The organism is Pseudoalteromonas sp. McH1-42 (assembly GCF_022347845.1).
GTDB classification, from domain to species: Bacteria; Pseudomonadota; Gammaproteobacteria; order Enterobacterales; family Alteromonadaceae; genus Pseudoalteromonas; species Pseudoalteromonas rubra_D.
Genome location: NZ_JAKRFU010000030.1, coordinates 36,203 through 56,980, shown reverse-complemented (window position 1 = coordinate 56,980; position 20,778 = coordinate 36,203). Strand labels below are relative to the sequence as shown.

General features: G+C 48.8%; 15 protein-coding genes. 10 read left to right on the top strand and 5 right to left on the bottom strand.

Features of this window, described 5'->3' with window-relative positions:
* Positions 1 to 42: 42 nt before the first annotated feature.
* The 8 genes from MHN31_RS21370 to MHN31_RS21335 all read left to right on the top strand — a co-directional run bounded on the left by MHN31_RS21370 (position 43) and on the right by MHN31_RS21335 (position 9,876).
* Positions 43 to 1,218, top strand: coding sequence for an isovaleryl-CoA dehydrogenase (locus MHN31_RS21370; protein ID WP_010381512.1), 1,176 nt, complete (start codon positions 43 to 45; stop codon positions 1,216 to 1,218).
* A 9-nt stretch (positions 1,219 to 1,227) separates the two neighbouring features.
* Positions 1,228 to 2,835 carry a carboxyl transferase domain-containing protein gene (locus MHN31_RS21365; RefSeq protein ID WP_010381513.1) on the top strand — a complete coding sequence of 536 codons (1,608 nt, stop codon included), beginning with the start codon at positions 1,228 to 1,230 and terminating at the stop codon, positions 2,833 to 2,835.
* A 9-nt stretch (positions 2,836 to 2,844) separates the two neighbouring features.
* Positions 2,845 to 3,627: an enoyl-CoA hydratase/isomerase family protein gene (locus MHN31_RS21360; RefSeq protein ID WP_194867417.1), complete on the top strand. Its 783-nt coding sequence runs from the start codon at positions 2,845 to 2,847 to the stop codon at positions 3,625 to 3,627.
* Positions 3,628 to 3,637: 10 nt separating this feature from the next.
* Positions 3,638 to 5,581, top strand: a complete 1,944-nt coding sequence (locus tag MHN31_RS21355; RefSeq protein ID WP_239445270.1) for an acetyl/propionyl/methylcrotonyl-CoA carboxylase subunit alpha — start codon at positions 3,638 to 3,640, stop codon at positions 5,579 to 5,581.
* 1 nt (position 5,582) lies between these two features.
* Positions 5,583 to 6,491 (top strand): hydroxymethylglutaryl-CoA lyase, encoded by a 909-nt coding sequence (locus MHN31_RS21350; RefSeq protein WP_239445269.1) that lies wholly within the window; start codon positions 5,583 to 5,585, stop codon positions 6,489 to 6,491.
* A 34-nt stretch (positions 6,492 to 6,525) separates the two neighbouring features.
* Entirely contained in the window at positions 6,526 to 7,224 is a 699-nt protein-coding gene (locus tag MHN31_RS21345) for a CoA transferase subunit A (RefSeq protein ID WP_010381521.1), read from the top strand.
* A gap of 10 nt (positions 7,225 to 7,234) precedes the next feature.
* Entirely contained in the window at positions 7,235 to 7,897 is a 663-nt protein-coding gene (locus MHN31_RS21340) for a CoA transferase subunit B (protein ID WP_010381523.1), read from the top strand.
* 401 nt (positions 7,898 to 8,298) lie between these two features.
* Entirely contained in the window at positions 8,299 to 9,876 is a 1,578-nt protein-coding gene (locus MHN31_RS21335) for a BCCT family transporter (RefSeq protein WP_239445268.1), read from the top strand.
* Between the two features lie 186 nt (positions 9,877 to 10,062).
* Here the strand turns inward: MHN31_RS21335 and MHN31_RS21330 are convergent, their stop codons facing one another.
* Positions 10,063 to 10,770 (bottom strand): 3'-5' exonuclease, encoded by a 708-nt coding sequence (locus MHN31_RS21330; protein WP_239445267.1) that lies wholly within the window; start codon positions 10,768 to 10,770, stop codon positions 10,063 to 10,065.
* Positions 10,770 to 12,665: a DUF294 nucleotidyltransferase-like domain-containing protein gene (locus MHN31_RS21325; protein ID WP_125564246.1), complete on the bottom strand. Its 1,896-nt coding sequence runs from the start codon at positions 12,663 to 12,665 to the stop codon at positions 10,770 to 10,772. Before MHN31_RS21325 ends, MHN31_RS21330 begins: the two co-directional genes overlap by 1 nt.
* Positions 12,666 to 12,992: 327 nt before the next feature.
* Here MHN31_RS21325 and htpX point away from each other — a divergent pair, with 327 nt between their 5' ends.
* A complete protein-coding gene (htpX, locus tag MHN31_RS21320) occupies positions 12,993 to 13,853 on the top strand; it encodes a protease HtpX (RefSeq protein WP_125564244.1) in 861 nt (286 codons plus the stop codon).
* An 89-nt stretch (positions 13,854 to 13,942) separates the two neighbouring features.
* Here htpX and MHN31_RS21315 read toward each other — a convergent pair whose 3' ends face one another.
* Together MHN31_RS21315 and MHN31_RS21310 are read right to left on the bottom strand one after the other, a co-directional pair.
* Positions 13,943 to 14,599, bottom strand: a complete 657-nt coding sequence (locus MHN31_RS21315; RefSeq protein ID WP_138536412.1) for a DUF2987 domain-containing protein — start codon at positions 14,597 to 14,599, stop codon at positions 13,943 to 13,945.
* Positions 14,589 to 15,413 (bottom strand): glucosaminidase domain-containing protein, encoded by an 825-nt coding sequence (locus tag MHN31_RS21310; protein WP_125564305.1) that lies wholly within the window; start codon positions 15,411 to 15,413, stop codon positions 14,589 to 14,591. Before MHN31_RS21310 ends, MHN31_RS21315 begins: the two co-directional genes overlap by 11 nt.
* 302 nt (positions 15,414 to 15,715) lie before the next feature.
* On the opposite strand from MHN31_RS21310, the gene MHN31_RS21305 reads away from it, so the two are divergent.
* A complete protein-coding gene (locus MHN31_RS21305) occupies positions 15,716 to 17,044 on the top strand; it encodes an anti-phage deoxyguanosine triphosphatase (RefSeq protein ID WP_239445266.1) in 1,329 nt (442 codons plus the stop codon).
* 45 nt (positions 17,045 to 17,089) lie between these two features.
* Here the strand turns inward: MHN31_RS21305 and MHN31_RS21300 are convergent, their stop codons facing one another.
* Positions 17,090 to 20,773, bottom strand: a complete 3,684-nt coding sequence (locus tag MHN31_RS21300; protein ID WP_239445265.1) for a serine/threonine-protein kinase — start codon at positions 20,771 to 20,773, stop codon at positions 17,090 to 17,092.
* Between the last annotated feature and the right edge of the window lie 5 nt (positions 20,774 to 20,778).

Genomic DNA, 20,778 nt, shown 5'->3' with positions numbered 1-20,778 from the left:
GAGTGCTTAATCAAGAATAACTCTCACACAGGATAACTACAGATGAGCACAGTATCACTTTATAAAGAACTTAACTTTGGCCTGGGCGAAACGGCGGACATGATCCGTGACCACGTGAACAGCTTTGCCAGCAGTGAAATTGCCCCACTGGCAGAAAAAACCGACGAAGAAAATGCGTTCCCCAATGAAATGTGGCCAAAGTTTGGTGACATGGGCCTGTTGGGCATCACAGTACCGGAAGAATTTGGTGGTGCAAACATGGGCTATCTGGAACACGTTATCGCGATGGAAGAGATCAGCCGTGCCAGCGCCTCAATCGGATTAAGCTATGGCGCCCATTCAAACTTGTGCGTAAACCAAATCAATCGCAATGGTAATCAGGCACAAAAAGAAAAATATCTGCCTAAACTCATCTCAGGTGAACACATAGGTGCACTGGCGATGAGTGAACCCAACTCAGGCTCAGATGTGGTTTCCATGAAACTCAAAGCGGAGAAAAAAGGCGATAAGTTCATCCTGAACGGTAATAAGATGTGGATCACCAATGGTCCCGACGCCGATGTATTCGTCATCTATGCAAAAACAGACTTAGACGCAGGTCCACGCGGTATCACGGCGTTTATTGTTGAGCGTGACTTCCCGGGGTTCTCTACCGCACAGAAACTCGACAAACTGGGCATGCGTGGTTCAAACACCTGTGAACTGGTATTCGAAGACTGTGAAGTGCCAGAAGAAAACATTCTTGGTAACTATAATGAAGGTGTTAAGGTCCTGATGAGCGGCCTGGATTATGAACGCGTTGTACTGGCCGGTGGCCCACTGGGAATAATGCAGGCCTGTATGGATGTAGTTGTGCCTTATATCCACGAGCGGAAGCAGTTCAATCAGTCTATCGGTGAGTTCCAGCTTGTACAGGGCAAAATCGCTGACATGTACACACAAATGAATGCGGCTCGCTCATACGTATATACCGTTGCCAAAGCCTGCGACCGCGGCGAAACAACCCGTAAAGATGCAGCTGGCGTTATCCTTTATGCCGCAGAGCTGGCAACCAAGATGGCACTTGATGCAATCCAGTTACTTGGCGGCAACGGCTACATCAACGAATATCCGACCGGACGTTTATTGCGTGATGCCAAACTGTATGAAATTGGTGCCGGTACTTCTGAGATCCGCCGTATGCTGATCGGTCGCGAGCTGTTCACCGAGAGCCGCTAAGGAGGCAGCATGACAGTACTAAACTCAAATGTTAATAGTCATGACCCGCAGTTTAAGGCAAACCAGGACGCCATGGCGTCTCTGGTTGCCGATCTTAATGATAAGGTCGCAACATTATCAATGGGCGGCGGCGAAGCCCTGATCGCCCGTCATCAGAGTCGCGGCAAACTCTTTGTTCGCGACAGAATCGAGCATTTGCTCGATGAAGGCTCTCCCTTTTTAGAAATTTCTCAATTCGCAGCCTACGGCGTATATGAACAAGACATCCCTTGTGCTGGCGTGGTTGCTGGCATTGGCCGGGTGAAAGGCATTGAGTGCATGATTGTCGCAAACGATGCGACAGTCAAAGGCGGCACCTATTTCCCACTCACAGTGAAAAAGCACCTTCGCGCACAAGAAATCGCGGAACGTTGTCACCTACCCTGCATCTATTTAGTAGACTCAGGCGGTGCGAACCTGCCAGAGCAGGATGAAGTGTTCCCGGACAAGCTGCATTTTGGCCGTATTTTCTATAACCAGGCACGTATGTCTGCTAAGGGCATCCCACAAATTGCCGTCGTTATGGGCTTGTGTACCGCCGGTGGTGCCTATGTGCCCGCCATGGCCGATGAAAGTATCATAGTCAAGGAACAAGGGACGATTTTCCTCGCAGGTCCCCCGCTCGTAAAAGCGGCAACCGGTGAAGAAGTGAGTGCTGAGGACCTGGGTGGTGCCGATGTACACTGTAAAGTGTCTGGTGTTGCTGACCATTACGCAGAAAACGACGAACACGCGCTGTCTATCGCTCGCCAGTGTGTTTCTCGCCTCAACCACCAACGTCCTGTCCGCCCCGTGTTAAAAGATTTTAAAGCACCAAGATACGATATTGGTGAAATCTACGGCATCGTGGGCACTGACTTAAAGAAACCGTTTGACGTACGAGAAGTCATTGCCCGTATTGTTGACGACTCACAATTTGATGAATTCAAACGTTACTTTGGTGAAACCCTGGTGACCGGCTTTGCAGAGATTTATGGTCACCCGGTTGGTATCGTCGCCAACAACGGCATTTTATTCTCTGAGTCTGCACAAAAAGGCGCACATTTTATACAGCTTTGTGCTCAGCGCAATATCCCGCTGCTATTCTTGCAAAACATCACCGGCTTTATGGTCGGTCAGAAGTATGAAGCTGAAGGCATCGCCAAACACGGTGCCAAGATGGTTACGGCCGTGTCTTGTGCTGACGTACCGAAATTTACTGTTCTGATCGGCGGCTCTTATGGCGCGGGTAACTACGGCATGTGCGGCCGCGCTTATGAACCCACTATGATGTGGATGTGGCCAAACGCCCGTATCTCAGTCATGGGTGGTGAGCAGGCTGCGGGCGTACTGACTCAGGTTCGTCAGGATGGTCTGGCACGTAAAGGCCAGTCAATGAGCGACGAAGAAGTCGCCGAGTTCAAAAAACCCATTGTTGAGCAATATGAAAAACAAGGTCACCCCTACTACGCCAGCGCGCGCTTGTGGGATGATGGCATCATAGATCCTGCTGATACACGCACTGTACTTGGTCTGGCACTTGAAGCGGCCGCCAACGCACCTGAGCAGGATTCAAAATTCGGCATTTTCCGGATGTAAGGAGGCCCTATGACAGTAACCTTAAATATCACTAAAAGTAAGGTGGCCGTGCTGGAACTCAGCCGCCCGGAAAAACACAATGCCTTCAATGCCGAAGTCATTGCTGAATTAATCAAAAGCATTGAGTATGCCAACGAATTGGATATTCGTGCACTTATACTTAAAACCAACGGAAAACACTTCTCTGCTGGTGCCGATCTGGCCTGGATGAAGTCTATGGCTGGCAATAACTACGACGAGAATGTTGCAGACTCCATGGAGCTGGCCAAACTGATGAAGGTGCTGGCAAACAGTCCACACCCCACAGTTTGCCTTGTTCAGGGCGCCGCATTCGGTGGTGCGCTGGGTTTAATCGCATGCTGTGACATCGCCGTTGCGACGCCAGATGCTAAATTCTGCCTGAGCGAAGTGAAACTTGGCCTTATCCCGGCTGTTATTAGCCCTTATGTGATCCGAGCCATTGGTGAGCGTCAGGCGCGCCGTTATTTCCTCAGTGCAGAAATCTTTACTGCAGACAAAGCGCTGAGCATGGGCCTCATCCATGAAGTTGCCGAAGATTTAGCCGGTGCTGAATCTCACTTCATTGAAACCCTGTTGAACAATGGTCCTGTGGCGGTGAAAAGCGCTAAGGCATTGATCGATGAAGTCGCAGGCCACACCATCGATGACACGCTGATAGCCCACACCGCAAAGCGGATCGCAGAAATCCGGGTAAGCGAAGAAGGACAGGAAGGTCTGAGTGCCTTTTTTGAAAAACGTGCCCCCGGCTGGCAAAACGCGGCCAGCAAGTAAGGAGTACACTATGTTAAAGAAAATTCTGATAGCCAACCGAGGCGAAATCGCCTGCCGCGTCATGCGCAGCGCCAAACGCCTGGGTCTGAGCACCGTTGCCGTATACTCCGATGCCGATGCCAATGCGATGCACGTCCAACAGGCTGACGAGGCCTATCACATCGGTCCGGCGCCAAGTAAAGACTCTTACCTGGTGGCCGAACGCATTCTGGACGTTGCCAAGCGCGCCGGCGCGGACTGTATTCATCCGGGTTACGGATTCTTATCTGAAAACGAAGCCTTTGCCAACGCCTGTGAACAGGCCAATATTGCCTTTGTTGGCCCTCTGGCCTCTTCAATAGAAGCCATGGGATCAAAAACCCGCGCCAAAGAGATTATGGCCGAGGCCAATGTGCCGCTGGTGCCAGGCTATTATGGCAAGCAGCAAGATACTGATTTTCTCGCTCAGGAAGCCGAGAAAGTCGGCTACCCAGTGCTGATTAAAGCCGCTTACGGTGGAGGCGGTAAAGGTATGCGCGTGGTGCGTGAGACAGGCGAGTTTATTAGCTCTCTTGAAGGCGCAAAACGTGAAGCCGCAGCCAGCTTTGGTAACGATCTGGTGCTGTTAGAGCGATTTGTTGATAAACCGCGTCATGTTGAAGTCCAAGTTTTCGCAGACAGCCACGGTAACTGCGTGTATCTGGGTGATCGCGACTGTTCATTGCAGCGTCGCCATCAGAAAGTTATCGAAGAAGCCCCAGCGCCGGATCTCAGCGCAGAGCTGCGTCGCGAAATGGGTGAAGCCGCAGTTCGCTGTGCTCAGGCAATTAACTACCGAGGTGCCGGAACTGTCGAATTTTTGTTATGTGGTGATGAGTTCTTCTTTATGGAGATGAACACACGACTTCAAGTGGAACACCCGGTGACCGAAATGGTGACTGGTCAGGATTTGGTTGAATGGCAAATTCGTGTCGCCAACAATGAAGTACTGCCACTGACTCAGGATGAAATTCGCCTCAGTGGGCACAGCTTCGAAGCGCGTATTTATGCCGAAGACCCGCAGGAGAACTTTATGCCTTGCTCAGGCGTATTGTCACACCTGGGTTTCCCCGTAGCGAAAGATGGCGTGCGTATTGACACCGGCGTACAGCAAGGTGACGAGATCAGCCCGTTTTATGACCCAATGATCGCAAAACTGATTGTCCACGGCCGGGACCGTCGCACTGCGTTGTTAAAATTGCGCAGCGCACTGGCTGAAGTGCATCTGGCTGGTCTGAAGAGCAATATTGCCTTCCTACACCACCTCGCAGGTCATCCAGCATTCAGCACTACCGCACCAGATACCCACTTTATTGATACTCAAACCGATACGCTAACGGCATCTCAGGCGCCTAATGGTCTGTTGGTTTGCCTGGCCAGTGCAGCCTACTTGGCACATCAACAAGCGGAAAAAGTGACCTCACCGTGGCAACTGTCAGGCTTTAAGCTCAATCAGCCGCGCCGTCAGGTCTTGCCATTTACTGACCACCTGGTCATCGCTGAAGCCAAGGGCGAGCAGTGGCAGGTCTTTTATCAGGACCTGGATCACACCATGGATGTGCGCCTTGATGGCCACAGCCTGGTTGCCAACCTAGATGGTAAGCGTCTGCTTGCTGATGTGGTGATCACCGAAGATCTCATCACTGTCATGTTTGGTCCTTATCAGTTTGATGTAGCACTTAAATCTAAGCACTACGTCAGTGAGCATGAACACCAGGAAGCGCCTCTGGCTGCACCACTCAATGGTACAGTTGTGAAGCACCTGCAAAGCGTTGGTGCTCATGTGAACAAGGGCGATCCAGTTGTCGTTATCGAGGCGATGAAAATGGAATACACCCTGAATGCGCCATTTGATGGCACACTGACAAGCTACTGCTTTGACGAGGGTGAGCTGGTCAGCCACGGCGCAATGCTCGCCATTGTTGAGGAGGCCTGAAATGGCGAATTACCCTGCTCAGGTTAAAATTGTCGAGGTCGGTGCACGTGATGGTCTGCAAAATGAGTCCAGTGTATCGACCGAAGCCAAAATCACGCTGGTCAATGCATTAGCAGAGGCCGGTTTGAAACACATCGAGACTGGTGCATTTGTGTCACCCAAATGGGTGCCACAAATGGCAGATTCCAGTGACGTGATCCAGGGGTTTGTGCGCCGTGAAGGGGTGGAGATCAGCGCTCTCACACCCAACCTGAAAGGAGCGGAACTGGCACTTACCAATCAGGTCGACGAATTCGCGATTTTCACTGCGGCCAGTGAGGCCTTTACACAAAAAAACATCAACTGTTCGATTGAAGAAAGTATCGAGCGCTTCCGCCCGGTCGTTGAACTTGCGCAAAAAAACAACATCAAAGTCAGAGGCTATGTAAGCTGTGTGGTTGGCTGCCCGTATCAGGGAGAGGTCGAACCAGAACAGGTGCTCGAGGTGTGTAAACAATTATTGGCATTGGGCTGCTATGAGATTAGCCTGGGCGACACCATTGGCGTGGGAACTGCCAATCAGGTCAGGCAACTGCTCACTCTGTTGCTGTCACACATCCCGGCTGAGCGTCTTGCCGTGCACTTTCATGATACCTATGGCCAGGCATTAGCCAACATCCATACGGCACTAGAAATGGGCATTGCCACCATAGATTCGGCCGTCGCCGGCTTGGGTGGTTGTCCCTATGCTAAGGGCGCGTCAGGAAATGTTGCCACTGAGGATGTTGTTTACTTGCTGCAAGGACTTGGCATTGATAGTGGAATTGATTTAGAAAGACTGGCAAAAGCAGGCTGGCAGATTTGTGAGGCGCTTGATAAAGCACCAGTAAGCAAGGTGTCACTGGCGTTGAAAAACAGCTGTCAGTCATAACAACCGAGAACAACGAACAACTAGGAGTGGGCTAATGGCCGGTTTCGATAAAGTAGTTTCAAGCTATGAAGCAGCAATGGAGGGCCTCAAAGACGGCGATACCATTATTGCCGGTGGCTTTGGATTATGTGGTATTCCTGAGGGCTTGATTGCTGAAATTAAACGCAAACAAACTAAAGAACTGACTGTCGTATCTAATAACTGCGGCGTAGACGACTTTGGTCTGGGCATTTTGCTACACGACCGTCAGATCAAAAAAATCATCGCCTCTTATGTGGGCGAAAATGCCCTGTTTGAGCAACAGCTATTAGACGGTATTATCGACGTTGAATTGACGCCTCAGGGCACGCTAGCAGAGAAGATGCGTGCCGGTGGTGCAGGTATCCCAGGTTTTTACACCGCAACGGGTTACGGTACACCGATTGCCGAGGGTAAAGAAGTTAAAGAGTTTGATGGCCGCCCTTACATCCTGGAAGAGTCCATTACCGGTGAATTTGCTATCGTGAAAGCGTGGAAAGCAGATCGCTACGGTAATCTGGTATTCCGCCACACCGCGATGAACTTTAACCCTATGGCCGCAACAGCAGGTAAAATTACCGTTGCCGAGGTGGAAGAAATCGTAGAGCCGGGCGAGCTGGCGCCGAGTGAGATCCACACACCGGGGATCTATGTTAATCGCGTGATTCAGGGTAGCTTTGAAAAACGCATCGAACGTGTCACAACCCGTAAGTAAGGAGATCACCATGGCTTTAACTCGTGAACAAATTGCAATGCGCGTGGCGCAGGAGCTTCAGGACGGATACTACGTGAATCTGGGCATTGGCATCCCTACCCTGGTTGCTAACTACGTACCTCAGGGTATCGAAGTGATGCTGCAATCAGAAAACGGTCTTTTGGGTATGGGTCCTTACCCAACAGAGGACCAGGTTGACGCAGATATGATCAATGCGGGTAAAGAAACCGTGACAGCAGCCACAGGTGCGGCTATTTTTAATAGCGCCGAAAGCTTTGCCATGATCCGCGGTGGTCATGTAGACTTGACGGTACTGGGTGCATTTGAAGTGGATCAGAACGGCAATATTGCCTCGTGGATGATCCCGAAGAAATTAATCAAAGGCATGGGTGGCGCAATGGACTTAGTTGCAGGTGCACAGAATATTGTTGTCACCATGACTCATGCCAGCAAGCACGGCGATTCAAAGTTACTGGAGTCTTGTACTCTGCCGCTTACGGGCGTTAACTGTGTGAAGAAAATCGTCACAGACTTAGCGGTGCTTGAAGTGAAAGACGGTGCGTTTCATTTGCTAGAGCGCGCACCGGGTGTTAGTGTAGACGAAATTATCAGCAAAACGGCCGGTAAGCTTATTGTGAATGGCGACATTCCTGAGATGCAGTTTGCCAGCTAAACAAACACAGTCTGACACGCAAACACCAAACATGTACCGACCTCATTCCCAGTGCCAAAGGCGCTGAGTTACCCAAAATCCCTCGCAAGAGGGATTTTTTTTATCTTTTTCACTCACATTGGTGTGATTTTATTCAGTTAAGCGCGCATTCGTTTACTTTTATATTCTAGCGCTTACACTAATAGACGAAGATCTTTCTTGGCAAGGTGGCCAGAGGACCTCGTTTTGGTTGGTTTATCTTAATTACATCGAAACGGCTTTTTTGATACTAAAAAGGCGATTGTAGTGGCAAGCGATAGGCATCCATTACCGCTGTAACTAACATAAGCCCATCGCATGCAGTTCGCATCAAAGCCAGGTGTTACTACCTTGCCATTTCACTTCTCAACCATGAGGTAACAATGGCAGACAATCACGACAAGTACAGTATTGATAATACTGACTACACAGTGGGCCAGGACAACGTCCAAAAATGGGGATTTGATGTTCATAACCCGGTTTTTGGCGTCAGTGCCGGCCTGATCTTATTATTCCTTATTGCAATCCTGGTAAGCGATGCTGAGTCAGCAAAGGCAACATTAGACGGCCTGAAGTGGAAAATTATCGGCGCATTCGATGCCGTTTTTATGTGGTCGGGCAACTTTTTTGTGCTGTTTTGTCTTGCGCTGGTGCTCTCTCCCTACGGTAAAATCCGCCTTGGTGGCGACTCAGCCAAACCGCAGTACACCACCCTTTCCTGGCTTGCTATGCTGTTCGCTGCTGGTATGGGGATAGGGCTAATGTTCTGGGGTGTTGCCGAGCCGGTGGCCTATTACACAGGCTGGTTTAAAACCCCACTCAATGTGGCCGCAAACACACCCGAAGCGGCAGAGCTTGCCATGGGCGCGACTATGTACCATTGGGGCTTACACCCCTGGGCTATCTATGCCGTTGTGGCACTCTCGTTAGCCTTCTTCGCCTATAACAAGGGTCTCCCGCTGTCTATTCGCTCTATATTCTATCCGCTGCTAGGCGACAGAGCCTGGGGATGGCCGGGTCATGTGATAGACATTCTGGCGGTGCTGGCGACTTTGTTTGGTCTGGCAACATCGCTCGGTTTGGGCGCGCAGCAGGCAAGCGCCGGGATCCAGCACGTATTCGGGATAGAGGCCGGCCTGGGCTTGCAAATCACTGTCATCGCCGGCGTCACTTTGCTGGCTATCATTTCGGTCGTGCGGGGCATTGAAGGAGGTGTCAAAGTACTCAGTAATACCAATATGCTGCTTGCCTTTGCCTTATTGCTGTTTGTTATGCTCGCTGGGTTTGCTGTTGCACTGGGTAACATCCCGACCACTATAATGGCTTATGCAGAGAATATCATTCCGCTGAGTAATCCGCACGGACGTGAAGATGAAGCCTGGTATCAAGGCTGGACGGTATTTTACTGGGCCTGGTGGATCTCCTGGTCTCCGTTTGTAGGTATGTTTATTGCCCGCGTTTCTGAAGGCCGGACTATTCGTGAATTTATCATCGCCGTATTGCTAATCCCAACACTGGTGACGACATTATGGATGTCGGTATACGGTGGTATCGCTATTGACCAAGTGATGTCTGGCGTTGGCTCACTGGGTGAAAATGGCCTGACCCAGGTACCACTGGCAATGTTTGAAATGTTTGAACAACTGCCACTGGGTGATGTCTTGTCGTTTGTCGCCATCGTACTGGTACTGGTGTTCTTTATCACCTCTTCAGATTCGGGCTCTCTGGTGATAGACAGTATTACGGCTGGCGGTAAGATTGACGCCCCAATTCCGCAACGCGTGTTCTGGGCAACAGTTGAAGGTGCCATTGCTGCTGCGCTATTGTGGATCGGCGGTACAGAGGCTATAGAAGCCCTGCAGGCTGGTGCAATCTCGACCGGCTTACCTTTCACTCTGGTGTTATTGTTGATGTGCCTGAGCCTGATCCTGGGCCTTCGCACGGAGCAAACTCAGTCCTGATCCTATATGACACCAGCGCAACACTTCAAAATGGCATGTTCAGTTACAAATTTTGCTATTTAGTTGTTCTAAATGAGAAATTTTTAACGCTGTTAGCGTCCTATTTGCTCCTTCAAATAGACCAGGTATTAAGTGAAATTGGTATAAGGTATGCTGACGAAGTACCAGCAGCACTAAACTGAGCCACTACATCCATAGCGTTTTGATCTCTGTCTGTAATGTATAGTGATGCTGCAATTGCGCCTGCAATAGCTCAGCGGTTGCCAGTGCATCGCTGAGCGCATGATGCGCAATATAGTAAGGTAACCCATAACGTTTACGGCTATCAGCGAGGCGGATTGAGGGGATAGACTGGCGCTTAATTTGCTGCCACCAGGTTAACCGGTTGGTTTCAATACGATGCTCCAGTGCCATAGTATCAATCAAGGGAAATTCGATACCTTCACCCAGGCGCTGCATTAATGCCTGATTAAAGAACGGACGTTCAATGTGTCGATAATGAACCACAATCACTCTGCCTGCCAGGCTCGCCAGTAATTCTTCAAGAATAGTATCCAGATCCGGCGCTTCGCGAACCTGAGAATGGGTAATTTGATGCACCACTACAGACTCTTCATGCAGCGGCGTTGCAGGCTTTAAGATCCAATGTTTAGCGTCACGACAATAGGCCCTGCGAGCATCAAAAGGCACCAAGCCGACGCTGACTATGTCATCAGTTTCATGGTTTAACCCGGTCGTCTCGAAGTCGAGCGCGACAAAACGCGCTTCAGACACTGGTGTGTCGGGCAACTGAACACCTGCGTTATAAAACGCACGCAACCTTTCATCATTACTTTGCCGAGCCAAATGCGCAAAACGGTTTGGCCAGGATAAAATATCGCCTTGTATCGCCATTACTTGAGTATCGCCTTGTTCTGATAACGTATTTTAAGATAGCTTTGGGCTTTATCCAGTACAGCAAAGGCTTCTTTGAGATTGCGCTGTTCAAACTCAGATAGTCGTTTAGGCAAAATGTTATTGTCTGGTTGTTTTCCCTGTTCTATTTTTCTCGCCTGGTGACGAATGCGGATCGTGGCGATATACTCCAGCGCCGCCTCTAAATCTTCCACCTTACCAGGTGGTAATAGCTGAGCTTCTTTAATGTCTTCCAGTCGTTCAAACGAGTTCTGTTTGCGCGAACCGATAGCCAGAGCATGTACACGTACCAGATCAGATAGAGGTGCGGTACCACGTCGCTTGATGTTCAGCGAGTGCTTATGTTCACCATCTTGTTCCAGCACAAAGTCTTTAAAAAAACCAAGCGGTGGCGTTCTGCGCAGCGCATTGTTTGCCATCGCGGCAAGAAAGCGAGGGGCGATTTTCGCTTTTTTAGCCACCAGCTCACTGAGTCGGCTGGCTAATTGAGTACATCCATAGACCCCATCGAGATCAAAAAATATCGAGCTGTGTAATAACGCCTCAGGCTTCGGGTTATCCACCCAGTCTTCAAACTGTGCTTGCCATTCACTAGCCCGTAACCGCCACTGCGGGTTGGTGGCCATAATGCCCCCATCGCAAAGCTTATAGCCACATTGCGCAAGGCCATCACAAACAAACTTAGCGAGCGCGGCAAAATAACCATCATGCTTATCCGGCTCAAAAGTATCATCGAGGATCAGGGCATTGTCCTGATCCGTGACAATCAACTGCTCATCACGCGCCATCGATCCGAGCGCGATAAAACAATAAGGTACAGGCGGTGTGCCCAGCTCGTCCTCTGCCAGTTCCAGTAACCGTTGCTTTATAGTGCGGCCAATCACGGACATTGCCGTTCCAACCATGTGTGAATTGGCGTCTTCATTTACCAGGCGCACAAAGACACTGGCCAGCGACTGTGCATAATGTGCCAGATCCTCAACACTTTGCTGTTCCATAATTCCTTTGACAAACAGTAAGCTACTTTGTGATTCATAACGCAATATATCCGATAGTGCTATGACGCCAATGGGACGGCGTTTATGGACCACAGGTAAATGATGCAGATTATCTCTGAGCATCATCATCATGGCCTCAAACACATAGGCATTGGAATCTACTATTGTGAGCTCACGGGTCATAATAGCGGCAACAGGCTGGTTGGTATCTAAGCCCTCAGCCACCACTTTAATGCGTAAGTCTTTGTCACTCAGGATCCCCACAATTTGTCCGTCATCATCTTCCGGATCGTCACTAACAGGCTTACTGGGGTCGAAGATCAGCAGTGCTGATACTTGCTCCTCAGTCATCAGCCTCGCCGCATCACGAATTGAGCGTGATAACTCAACCGACACTAACTCTCTGAGTAATAATGTTTTTACTTTGGCGGTAGTCAGATCATTATTGTCGGCCTGCTCGGAGACAGCCTGGATCAATCCACCGCTATCGTCCGCTTCAAAAAAGTCGGCAAAGGCCTCATGCTCATCACAAAATGCTTCAAATAACCCCACAGGGATGCAATAAACCAGGGTATCTTCTAACGCCATTACCGGAAAACGGACTTTGCGGTTTGTTAACAAGCCTCGCTGACCAAACAAACCGCCTTCAGAAATTCGGTTATATAACTCGCCATTGCGGCGGTATACCTCAACTGACCCAGCCCGCACCACATACAGGTTGGAGATGGATTCCCCGTAATGCAGAATTTCGCTGCCTGCACGGTAGTACCCTACCTCGACCTCGCTGGCAAGCTGTTGCAATGCGCGCTTGGTGAGCGCATTAAATGGCGGATGTGCAGACAAAAACTGCATGATCTCAAAGTGCTCGATTTGCATAATGACTTTTTTGTGACGCTAATAATCATTATTGTGGGTAATTGCCTGATTGAACGCAAGGCAGTTCATTGCGCATCACGTAAATTCTGTCACACGAATTTTTTAAAGTGTGACTTGTAATACTGGGGGTATGCCATCATATACACAAGGTGCTTTGGAAGCTGACCATACTGCAACTAAATCTATGATAAACCGTCTTGTTGAAGGAAATGGATCCCACAGGGCGCTGTAGGTAAAAGTAAGCAAGTATAAACAGTCCACCTGTCAAAACTAATCCCGGTTTAAGTGGGCTGCACACAATGAGTTGAGTATAAGCTTGAGGTTAAGATGAAACGAATCGTGCTATTTTTGATCACCAACCTGGCAGTCATGCTAGTGCTGGGGATTGTCCTGTCTATCGTCATGTCTGCGTTAGGTCTGTCTAACCGCAGTTACGGCGGTATGTTACTTATTGCCGGTGTATTCGGTTTTGGTGGCGCCTTCATTTCGCTGTTTATGTCGAAATGGATTGCCAAAAAATCAACGGGTGCCTACGTCATTGAGCAACCGCGCAATGAAAGTGAGCACTGGCTGGTGCAAACCGTTGCCAATCAGGCAAAGCAAGCAGGTATTGCAATGCCTGAAGTTGCCATTTACGACAGCCCTGAAATCAATGCGTTCGCAACAGGTCCTAGTAAAAACAACAGTCTGGTAGCGGTTAGTACTGGACTACTTCACAACATGACTCAGGATGAAGCTGAAGCAGTGCTGGCTCATGAAGTATGCCACGTTGCTAACGGTGATATGGTCACGCTGACCCTAATCCAGGGTGTCGTGAATACCTTTGTGATTTTCATCGCCAAAGTGCTGGCGAACTTAGTGGATGGCTTTCTCAATGGCGACGAGGAAAACAATGGCGTAAGCTGGACTTACATCATTTTTGATATGATTTTCCAGATCCTGTTCGGTATTTTGGCATCAGTGATCGTTGCCTACTTCAGCCGTCAGCGAGAGTTTGCTGCTGACAAAGGCGCGGCAGAACTGGTCGGCGCACACAAAATGCGTGCGGCACTGGAACGTTTGCGCAACAACCATGAGTCACAACTTGAAGGTTCTATGATGGCCTTTGGTATCGCCTCAGGTAAGAGTTTGTCGGAGATGTTTGCTTCTCACCCACCACTGGAGCAACGTATTCAGGCGCTGCGCTAAACAGCAGGCTGAGAAAGAAAAAGGCTTCGCAGTGCGAAGCCTTTTTTGTATAAGTGCCATTTCGACTAACGATTCAGATAACCTACAAGCTACTTTTCAATCCAGGGAGTCACCGTCACGACTTCACTTAGCGTGTTAAAGCGCGCAGTATCATTTTCCCAGTCATCGGTTACCTTGAACTGACAAACCTGCTTTTCACAGGTCACGCCGGGTGCCGACAAGTTTGGCTCACTGGCAAATGTTACCTTCACGCCCTGTTGCTCAGGTAACAAAAAGCCCATTAGCTTGCTGACAAAAAAGCCTGACAAGTCAGACAGTAGCTCGTCAAACTCATGATGCAACTGATATAAGCGCTGCTTGGTCAGATGCGTATTCGTGAAGTACGCGGACTCAATCTGAAATTTAATCTGACAGTCATGTTGTGGATCCAATGGTTCAACAACAATAACCGCTTTATCTTTATCGAGTTTTTCACTAAAGGGCAGCAACAATTGTGCTTCTTGCGTATAGTTGAGCGGCTGTTCACTGGTTTCAGTGACAATTTTTCCTGCCTTGATCCCGCACGGGGCCAAAGTCGCAATGTCTACCAGATAAAAATTTACCCGGGCAAATTCAAACTCACCCTTTTCAATCACCTTGAGGCGGTCATAAAACCCATCATACGAAACCACAAACTCTTCTTGTGCCTGTACGTCAGTGGCAACACTTGCCAGTCCCAGCAGCAGTGCCAGTAAATTACTCTTCATCAAAATAAGCCTTGTTGTGTCTTATCATATCGTTAAGTTCTTCAATATAATGCACGCCCCGCTCTGAATATGACAAGAGTCCTGCGGTCAATGCCGTTGCTTCTATCGGCTTTTTTTGCTCGCGTAGCTGAGCACGAGTGGCCCTCAGTTCCTTATACGCATCGTGCGTATTGATATTTCTGAAATAAGATTTGACCGATGCCCGAACCGACTGGAACGCAGCCACTTCGTGTACGGCTTCGTCACTACGGCGTTTTGGGATCATGCCGCACCCTTTTCGATAACACCACTGACCAAAAAAGTTTAGCCCAATACGTGCAAATCGTGACGTGCCCCAGGCAGACTCATTAGCCGCCTGCATTAGCGCCAGCTCTTTAGGGATAATATCCACCCGCGTTAACGCCCGTTTAAGGTTCTCTATGGAAATGGTGTCATCTTCTATTCTGTAGAGTTCAAACACCTGATCAATCCTTTGCTGCTGAATGTCACTGAGCGGCTCTTCAAACTGCAGCATCATCAACGCAATTTCTATGCTTGCACGTTGTTGCAAGATCAGCTCATTCTCCGCTTCAACATGAGGCTTAATAAAATCGAAGAACTGTTTCTTCTTGGTGGCAATATCACGGATTTTCCCAAACTCTGGTAGCTTCACCGAATGTAATGGCTGTTCCACTTCCTTAACCTGCGGCTCAGTCACAACGACTTCCGGCTCGGGCTCAGGCTGTGGGGGGGCTGGGGGTTTGACAATAAATGGATACAAAATCGCGAATATTGAAATCGCGGCAATAATAAACTTCACTAGTAAACGCATGATTCTCCTCACACTAGTACCAACTACCAACTCAAAGTGTCGAAAAAACACTATGATATAGGCATGACTACGCAGGTTTTCTGAAAATCCCTAACAGAATATCCCTGCTGTACTTTGCTCTTTCATTTTCAAATTAGCGAACAATGATACCAAAATTTACCACTAAACGCGAATTTCTGCATTTTATCGTGGCCACCACTACCTGGTGGACACAAACTCACCTAGTGCTTTGATTACTTTTTCTTTTATCCCGACATGTTCAGTGGATATACTGAGCACAGTAGCGCATTGAATAAAGGACACCTATGAGTCAGTCACCCTGGCAACAAAGACAGCTGGATCAGAAAAAATACCGCCCTAATGACAACCGCTCAGCCTGGCAGACAGATCGCTCCCGGATCATTCATGCCGCGGCATTCAGGCGCCTGCAGTCAAAAACACAGATTATGAGTATCGGCGTCAATGACTTTTACCGCACCCGCCTGACTCACTCACTCGAAGTTTCTCAGATAGGTACAGGATTGCTTCGCCATCTCAGAAATCAGCACCCCGAGTTTGCCTGGCTTCCCTCCTCCAGCCTGATGGAAACCATCTGCCTTGCACATGATATTGGCCACCCACCTTTTGGTCACGGCGGAGAAATCGCGCTGAATTATCTATTGCGCGATCATGGCGGCTTTGAAGGCAATGCACAAACTCTACGGATTGTGACTAAATTAGAGCCCTACTCCAAAGGGTATGGTATGAATCTGACCCGCCGAACTTTACTCGGGTTTATAAAATATCCGGCAGTGATCGATGAGCTATGTCTTAGCATGCCACAGCCCGATCCCAGTCAACGCTTTATCTATGCCCAACAATGGCTACCAGCCAAAGGCATTTATCAGTGTGACAAAGACGTACTGGATTGGATCCTCTTACCCTTCAATGAAGACGATCGAACTTTGCTGCAAAGCCATGTACCAGTCAATGAATTTAAAGCCAAGACTCGCTTCAAATCGCTCGATAGCGCCATCATGGAATACGCCGATGATTTCGCCTATGCGGTGCATGATCTGGAAGATGCAATTGCCACCGAGACCCTGAGCGAGCGAGAGTGGCAACGATACGCCCTGCCTGAGTTGCAAAAAATCAATTCCCCATGGCTGGATGAGCATCTCGACAGCATCAGTGAACGACTGTTCTCGCACGATGAATCGCTACGCAAAGATGTGATTGGCGAGCTGGTGAATTTGTTTATCGTCAACTGCGAACTGACTATTCAGGATACTGAATTCAGCGATCCGCTGCTGCGTCATACAGTGAAGCTCTCAGACGAATTTGAAGCTATTCTGGGAGTACTCAAACACTTTGTGTTTTCTCGCCTTATACGCGACCCCAAAATGCAACAAATTGAATTCAGCGGCCAAAACATGTTGATTGATTTATTTGGTGCATTCCAGAGCGATCCGTTGCGATTACTGCCCTATACAACCCAGGCGCATTTCACTCAAGCCTCCGATGAAAGAGCGCAAATGCGTGTACTGGCTGACTATCTTTCCGGCATGACAGATGAGTATGCAAGACGCTGTTATCAGCGTTTGTTCGGTAACACCGGTATGCAATCCCCAATAAAAAGCGGCCCATCTATGTGAGCCGCTTCGCAAAGAAAAAACCAAACTGTTGAAAAATTCAAACGTCTACTCTGGATAAAATATCCGCTGATATAGCGCGGGATCTTTTATACCCAAACCAGAAATATATTCATTTATCTCAATAGTCCGCTTATTACTCAGTTTCTGTACCGCACAGCGCTTCATCATTAACTGATGTAGCTCCATTTGCGCTTTCGCAAAATGGTTTTCTGCACTGGCCAGCGCATCAAGAGACGCTTTTTCCGCTCCTTTGATCCGTGCAATCCCGGCACGTAAACAGTATCCATATCCTCTTGCTGAATGTGCTATCTCTTTCAGCAGGCCCTTTGCATCCTGTTCCGCAACTTTAAGCATTTTGGATGCCATCGACGGGTCGTGTTGTGCGCGAGCAAGTGCCACTCTGCCATGCAAGAACAAGTAGTCCGTCCTGACAGAAATCGAGCCAAATAAGCCGGCACGCTTTGCCTGACGAAGATCTTCACGCAATTTCACCCATGTATCCTCGATGTTCCCCGTCATCAGACCAATTTGAATTAAGGCTTTCGATGCAACCCAATGCTGATAGGTAAACTCGGCAAGCGGCCATGACGCTATCGCGTCATTGATAATACCCCTGCCTTGCTCCATCTCACCATTAGCGGCATGATAAACACCCATAAACATATTCAGCTCAACCAAAGAGAAATGGTCTCCCCGAGATTTTGCATCCAGGATCCATTGTGGCACCAACTCACCGATCTTGTGTACACGACCCATTAACCAAAAAATATGTGTCGCCGTTGTTCGCGCTATCACAGCGTTGTTCTGCGCATCGAAAATTTTGGTAGAAAACTGCTCCTCGGCATGCATTATCATTTCGATACTTGCCTGGTATTCACTCTGGATTGAAAGAGACACTCCCTCTAGGAGAGTTCGGTGCATTTTATACTCGGGTTCTGTGAGGCTCTCTCCCAACTGACTGGCCTGCTCGAAGATCCGCGAACTAATCTTCTTATGTCTTGCCGTACCGCCATAAGACAGGGCAAATGCGTAGATATTTAACCCTTGAACCGTCCGTTTCAAATCCTTTTTATTAATGGCCAAACGCAAGCTCAGTAATGAAAAGTACAATCCCCTGATAGGATCCCAGTTGCTTAAAGAGTTCGCCACAGAAAAGACCAGCTCTATTTTCGGATCTGAGACTTCAGCGCTTAATTTCTCCTTTTTAAGCCACCTGCGCCTAACTTCAAGTACCACGATACTCCAGATTATCCGAAGCATCGCTGTTTTTGTCGAACCCGGATAAGGTAATCGCCATTTTTTTAATAGCGGTTTGAAGAGATCTTCACCCTTTTCAATGTGACCACCATACATAAACTGACTGGCGGCCATGCCATTTAATCGGGCCCGTTCTGAGTCGCAGAGACCGTCTGTTTTTGCCAGTTCAGCAAAAAGTTCTGCAGCCTGAACCCCATAGCCGCCCCTGGATAAAGCGATGGCTCTTCGCTCAGTTAACCCATACGCTTCTGCCTGCCTGCTATCTGGCAACCAGGAAATCACCTGATGACAGATGTCTGCCTCCCGACCAAAAGCCAACGCCAGTTCAGCTTCGTCGGCAGCATGTATCGTGCAATCAATAGCGCGTTGTGTTTGGCCAGACTGGTAAAACAGTTGTCCCAAAAACGCATTATCCGATTTACAATCTTCAGCTAATGCCGCAGCCAATTTGCCTGCTCTGACCCTCAAAAGCGCACTACACTCGATCGACAATATTGATTCTCGAATTTGATCGTGGAAGCACTGCACATGGCCTCCAGCTTGCACGACTAAAAGTCGCTGAGCGCGCAAACAGGTAAAGGTAAAATCATCAATATGGATATCACCTACAATGGAGAGGATCGTATCTGCCTTTACAGGTTGGCCCGCAATGGCAACGAAACTTAGGATTTCTCTCGACTCGGGAGACAACTCATTGAGTCGCAGCTGTATGATCGCATGGCCATCTATCTCATCCATGTCAGATTGCAGGCCAAAATGAAGTAACTGCTCCATTAAAAAAGGGACACCTCTACTGATTCGCACAATATCATGCGCACTTTCAGACTTAGCAGCCTGACTATCCTCAAGTAAAGCCTCCAGCATTTCAGTACTTTGGATTGGTGTTAGTGGATTTACCGTAATGCTCTCGAATGTGACAGGGCAATCTGATGCGTGTTGAAACCGTTCAAGCACAGCAGCAAATCGATTCTCTTCTGAAACTTCGGTACGCTTGCTCAGAATAATAAACGGACACTTTTCAGGTAAATACTCTAAAAAGCTGACCAGCAATTGTGCACTATCTTCATCACCCCATTGAATATCATCCAGGAACAAAATGACTTGCTGCTTATTCACCAACAAGGACAAGCTATTTGCCAGTGCTTTCATTGCCAGCGCACGACAATGCATCGCATCCATATTGGGATCACACTTTTCATGCGAAACAAATCCACGCAGCACAGGAAATAAAATCGCCAAATACTGAAAACCATCGACAATATATCTGCACCGTATCTGAGGAGGGACTGCACTCAGGTATTGCGCAAAATCATCAATCAACATGTCCAACGCTTTGAATGGCACTGTTTCTCGCTCATGACATCGCCCTCGCAATACCACAACGTTGTCTAATGAATTTAGAAACTGCTCTACCAGGCTCGTTTTTCCTATACCTGGAGATCCCTCCACGCATATTAGCTGGTGCTGCCCTCCGGTGTGTGTACAAAACGCCTCATTCAGCATCTCCAGGTCTTTTTCACGGCCTACAAAAACTCTGGTCTCATCGGATACATCCGTCGTTGCTAAAAAGGCATCATTGGCATCAAACGCCGCCAGTACCTCTTTTCCTGTCGGTCGGTCGTGCGGATCGGGTGATAAAGCTCTGGCGAGGATAGCAATCAACGCCTTATGCAGGTGTTGATGCAGGATCGTAGAAACCTGCTTCTCAAACATTCCTTTGTCATCTGGTAAGATAACCAGCTCTTTGGCGCTCCGCCCTGTCACCAGTTCAAGTATCACCACCGCAAAGCTATACCAGTCACTTGCCGCTGTCTGTACTTGCTCTGATAAACACTCAGGTGCCATGTACTTTGGCGTCCCCAACTGTTGCAGCGGTGTGTGGCCCCGTTGCGCGGTTTTCAACTGGGAAACACCGAAATCAAGCAGTTTCAGCTCACCACCTGAGGTGAGAATAATGTTGTTTGGCTTAATATCTAAGTGCAGTACACCCCCACCATGCAAGGCACATATAGCTCTGGCAAGTTGATGGGCAAGACTCAACACATCGAGCCTGAGTGGCGCAATATAGTCCTGTCTCGCAGGTGCACTGGGTATTGGTGAGTCAGTCGCAGACAAAGTACGCGTGGCCACTATGGTGTCGAGCATTGTATCGCTGTGACTTTGCGCGACAAAATGGCTGAGCAAGGAGCCTCTGATCAGCTCCATAACGATATAACACGCCCCTTCTATAAAGGTGAGGCCAAACAGCCCCACTAAGTTTGGATGTGCTATCTGCGCGACTTGTCGATACTCCAGCTTGAACCGATAAAGCGACACAGGCTCAGTGCCCTGGATGGTTTTCAAGGCAACAAATCGATTGTTTGCCTCATCCCAGGCTTCATATACCACCCCCATCCCGCCTCGGCCTAATATGCCTCGAATGACATAATCGCCAATACGGGATGGGTAGTTTACTGTTTGTTTGGAAAACACTGACA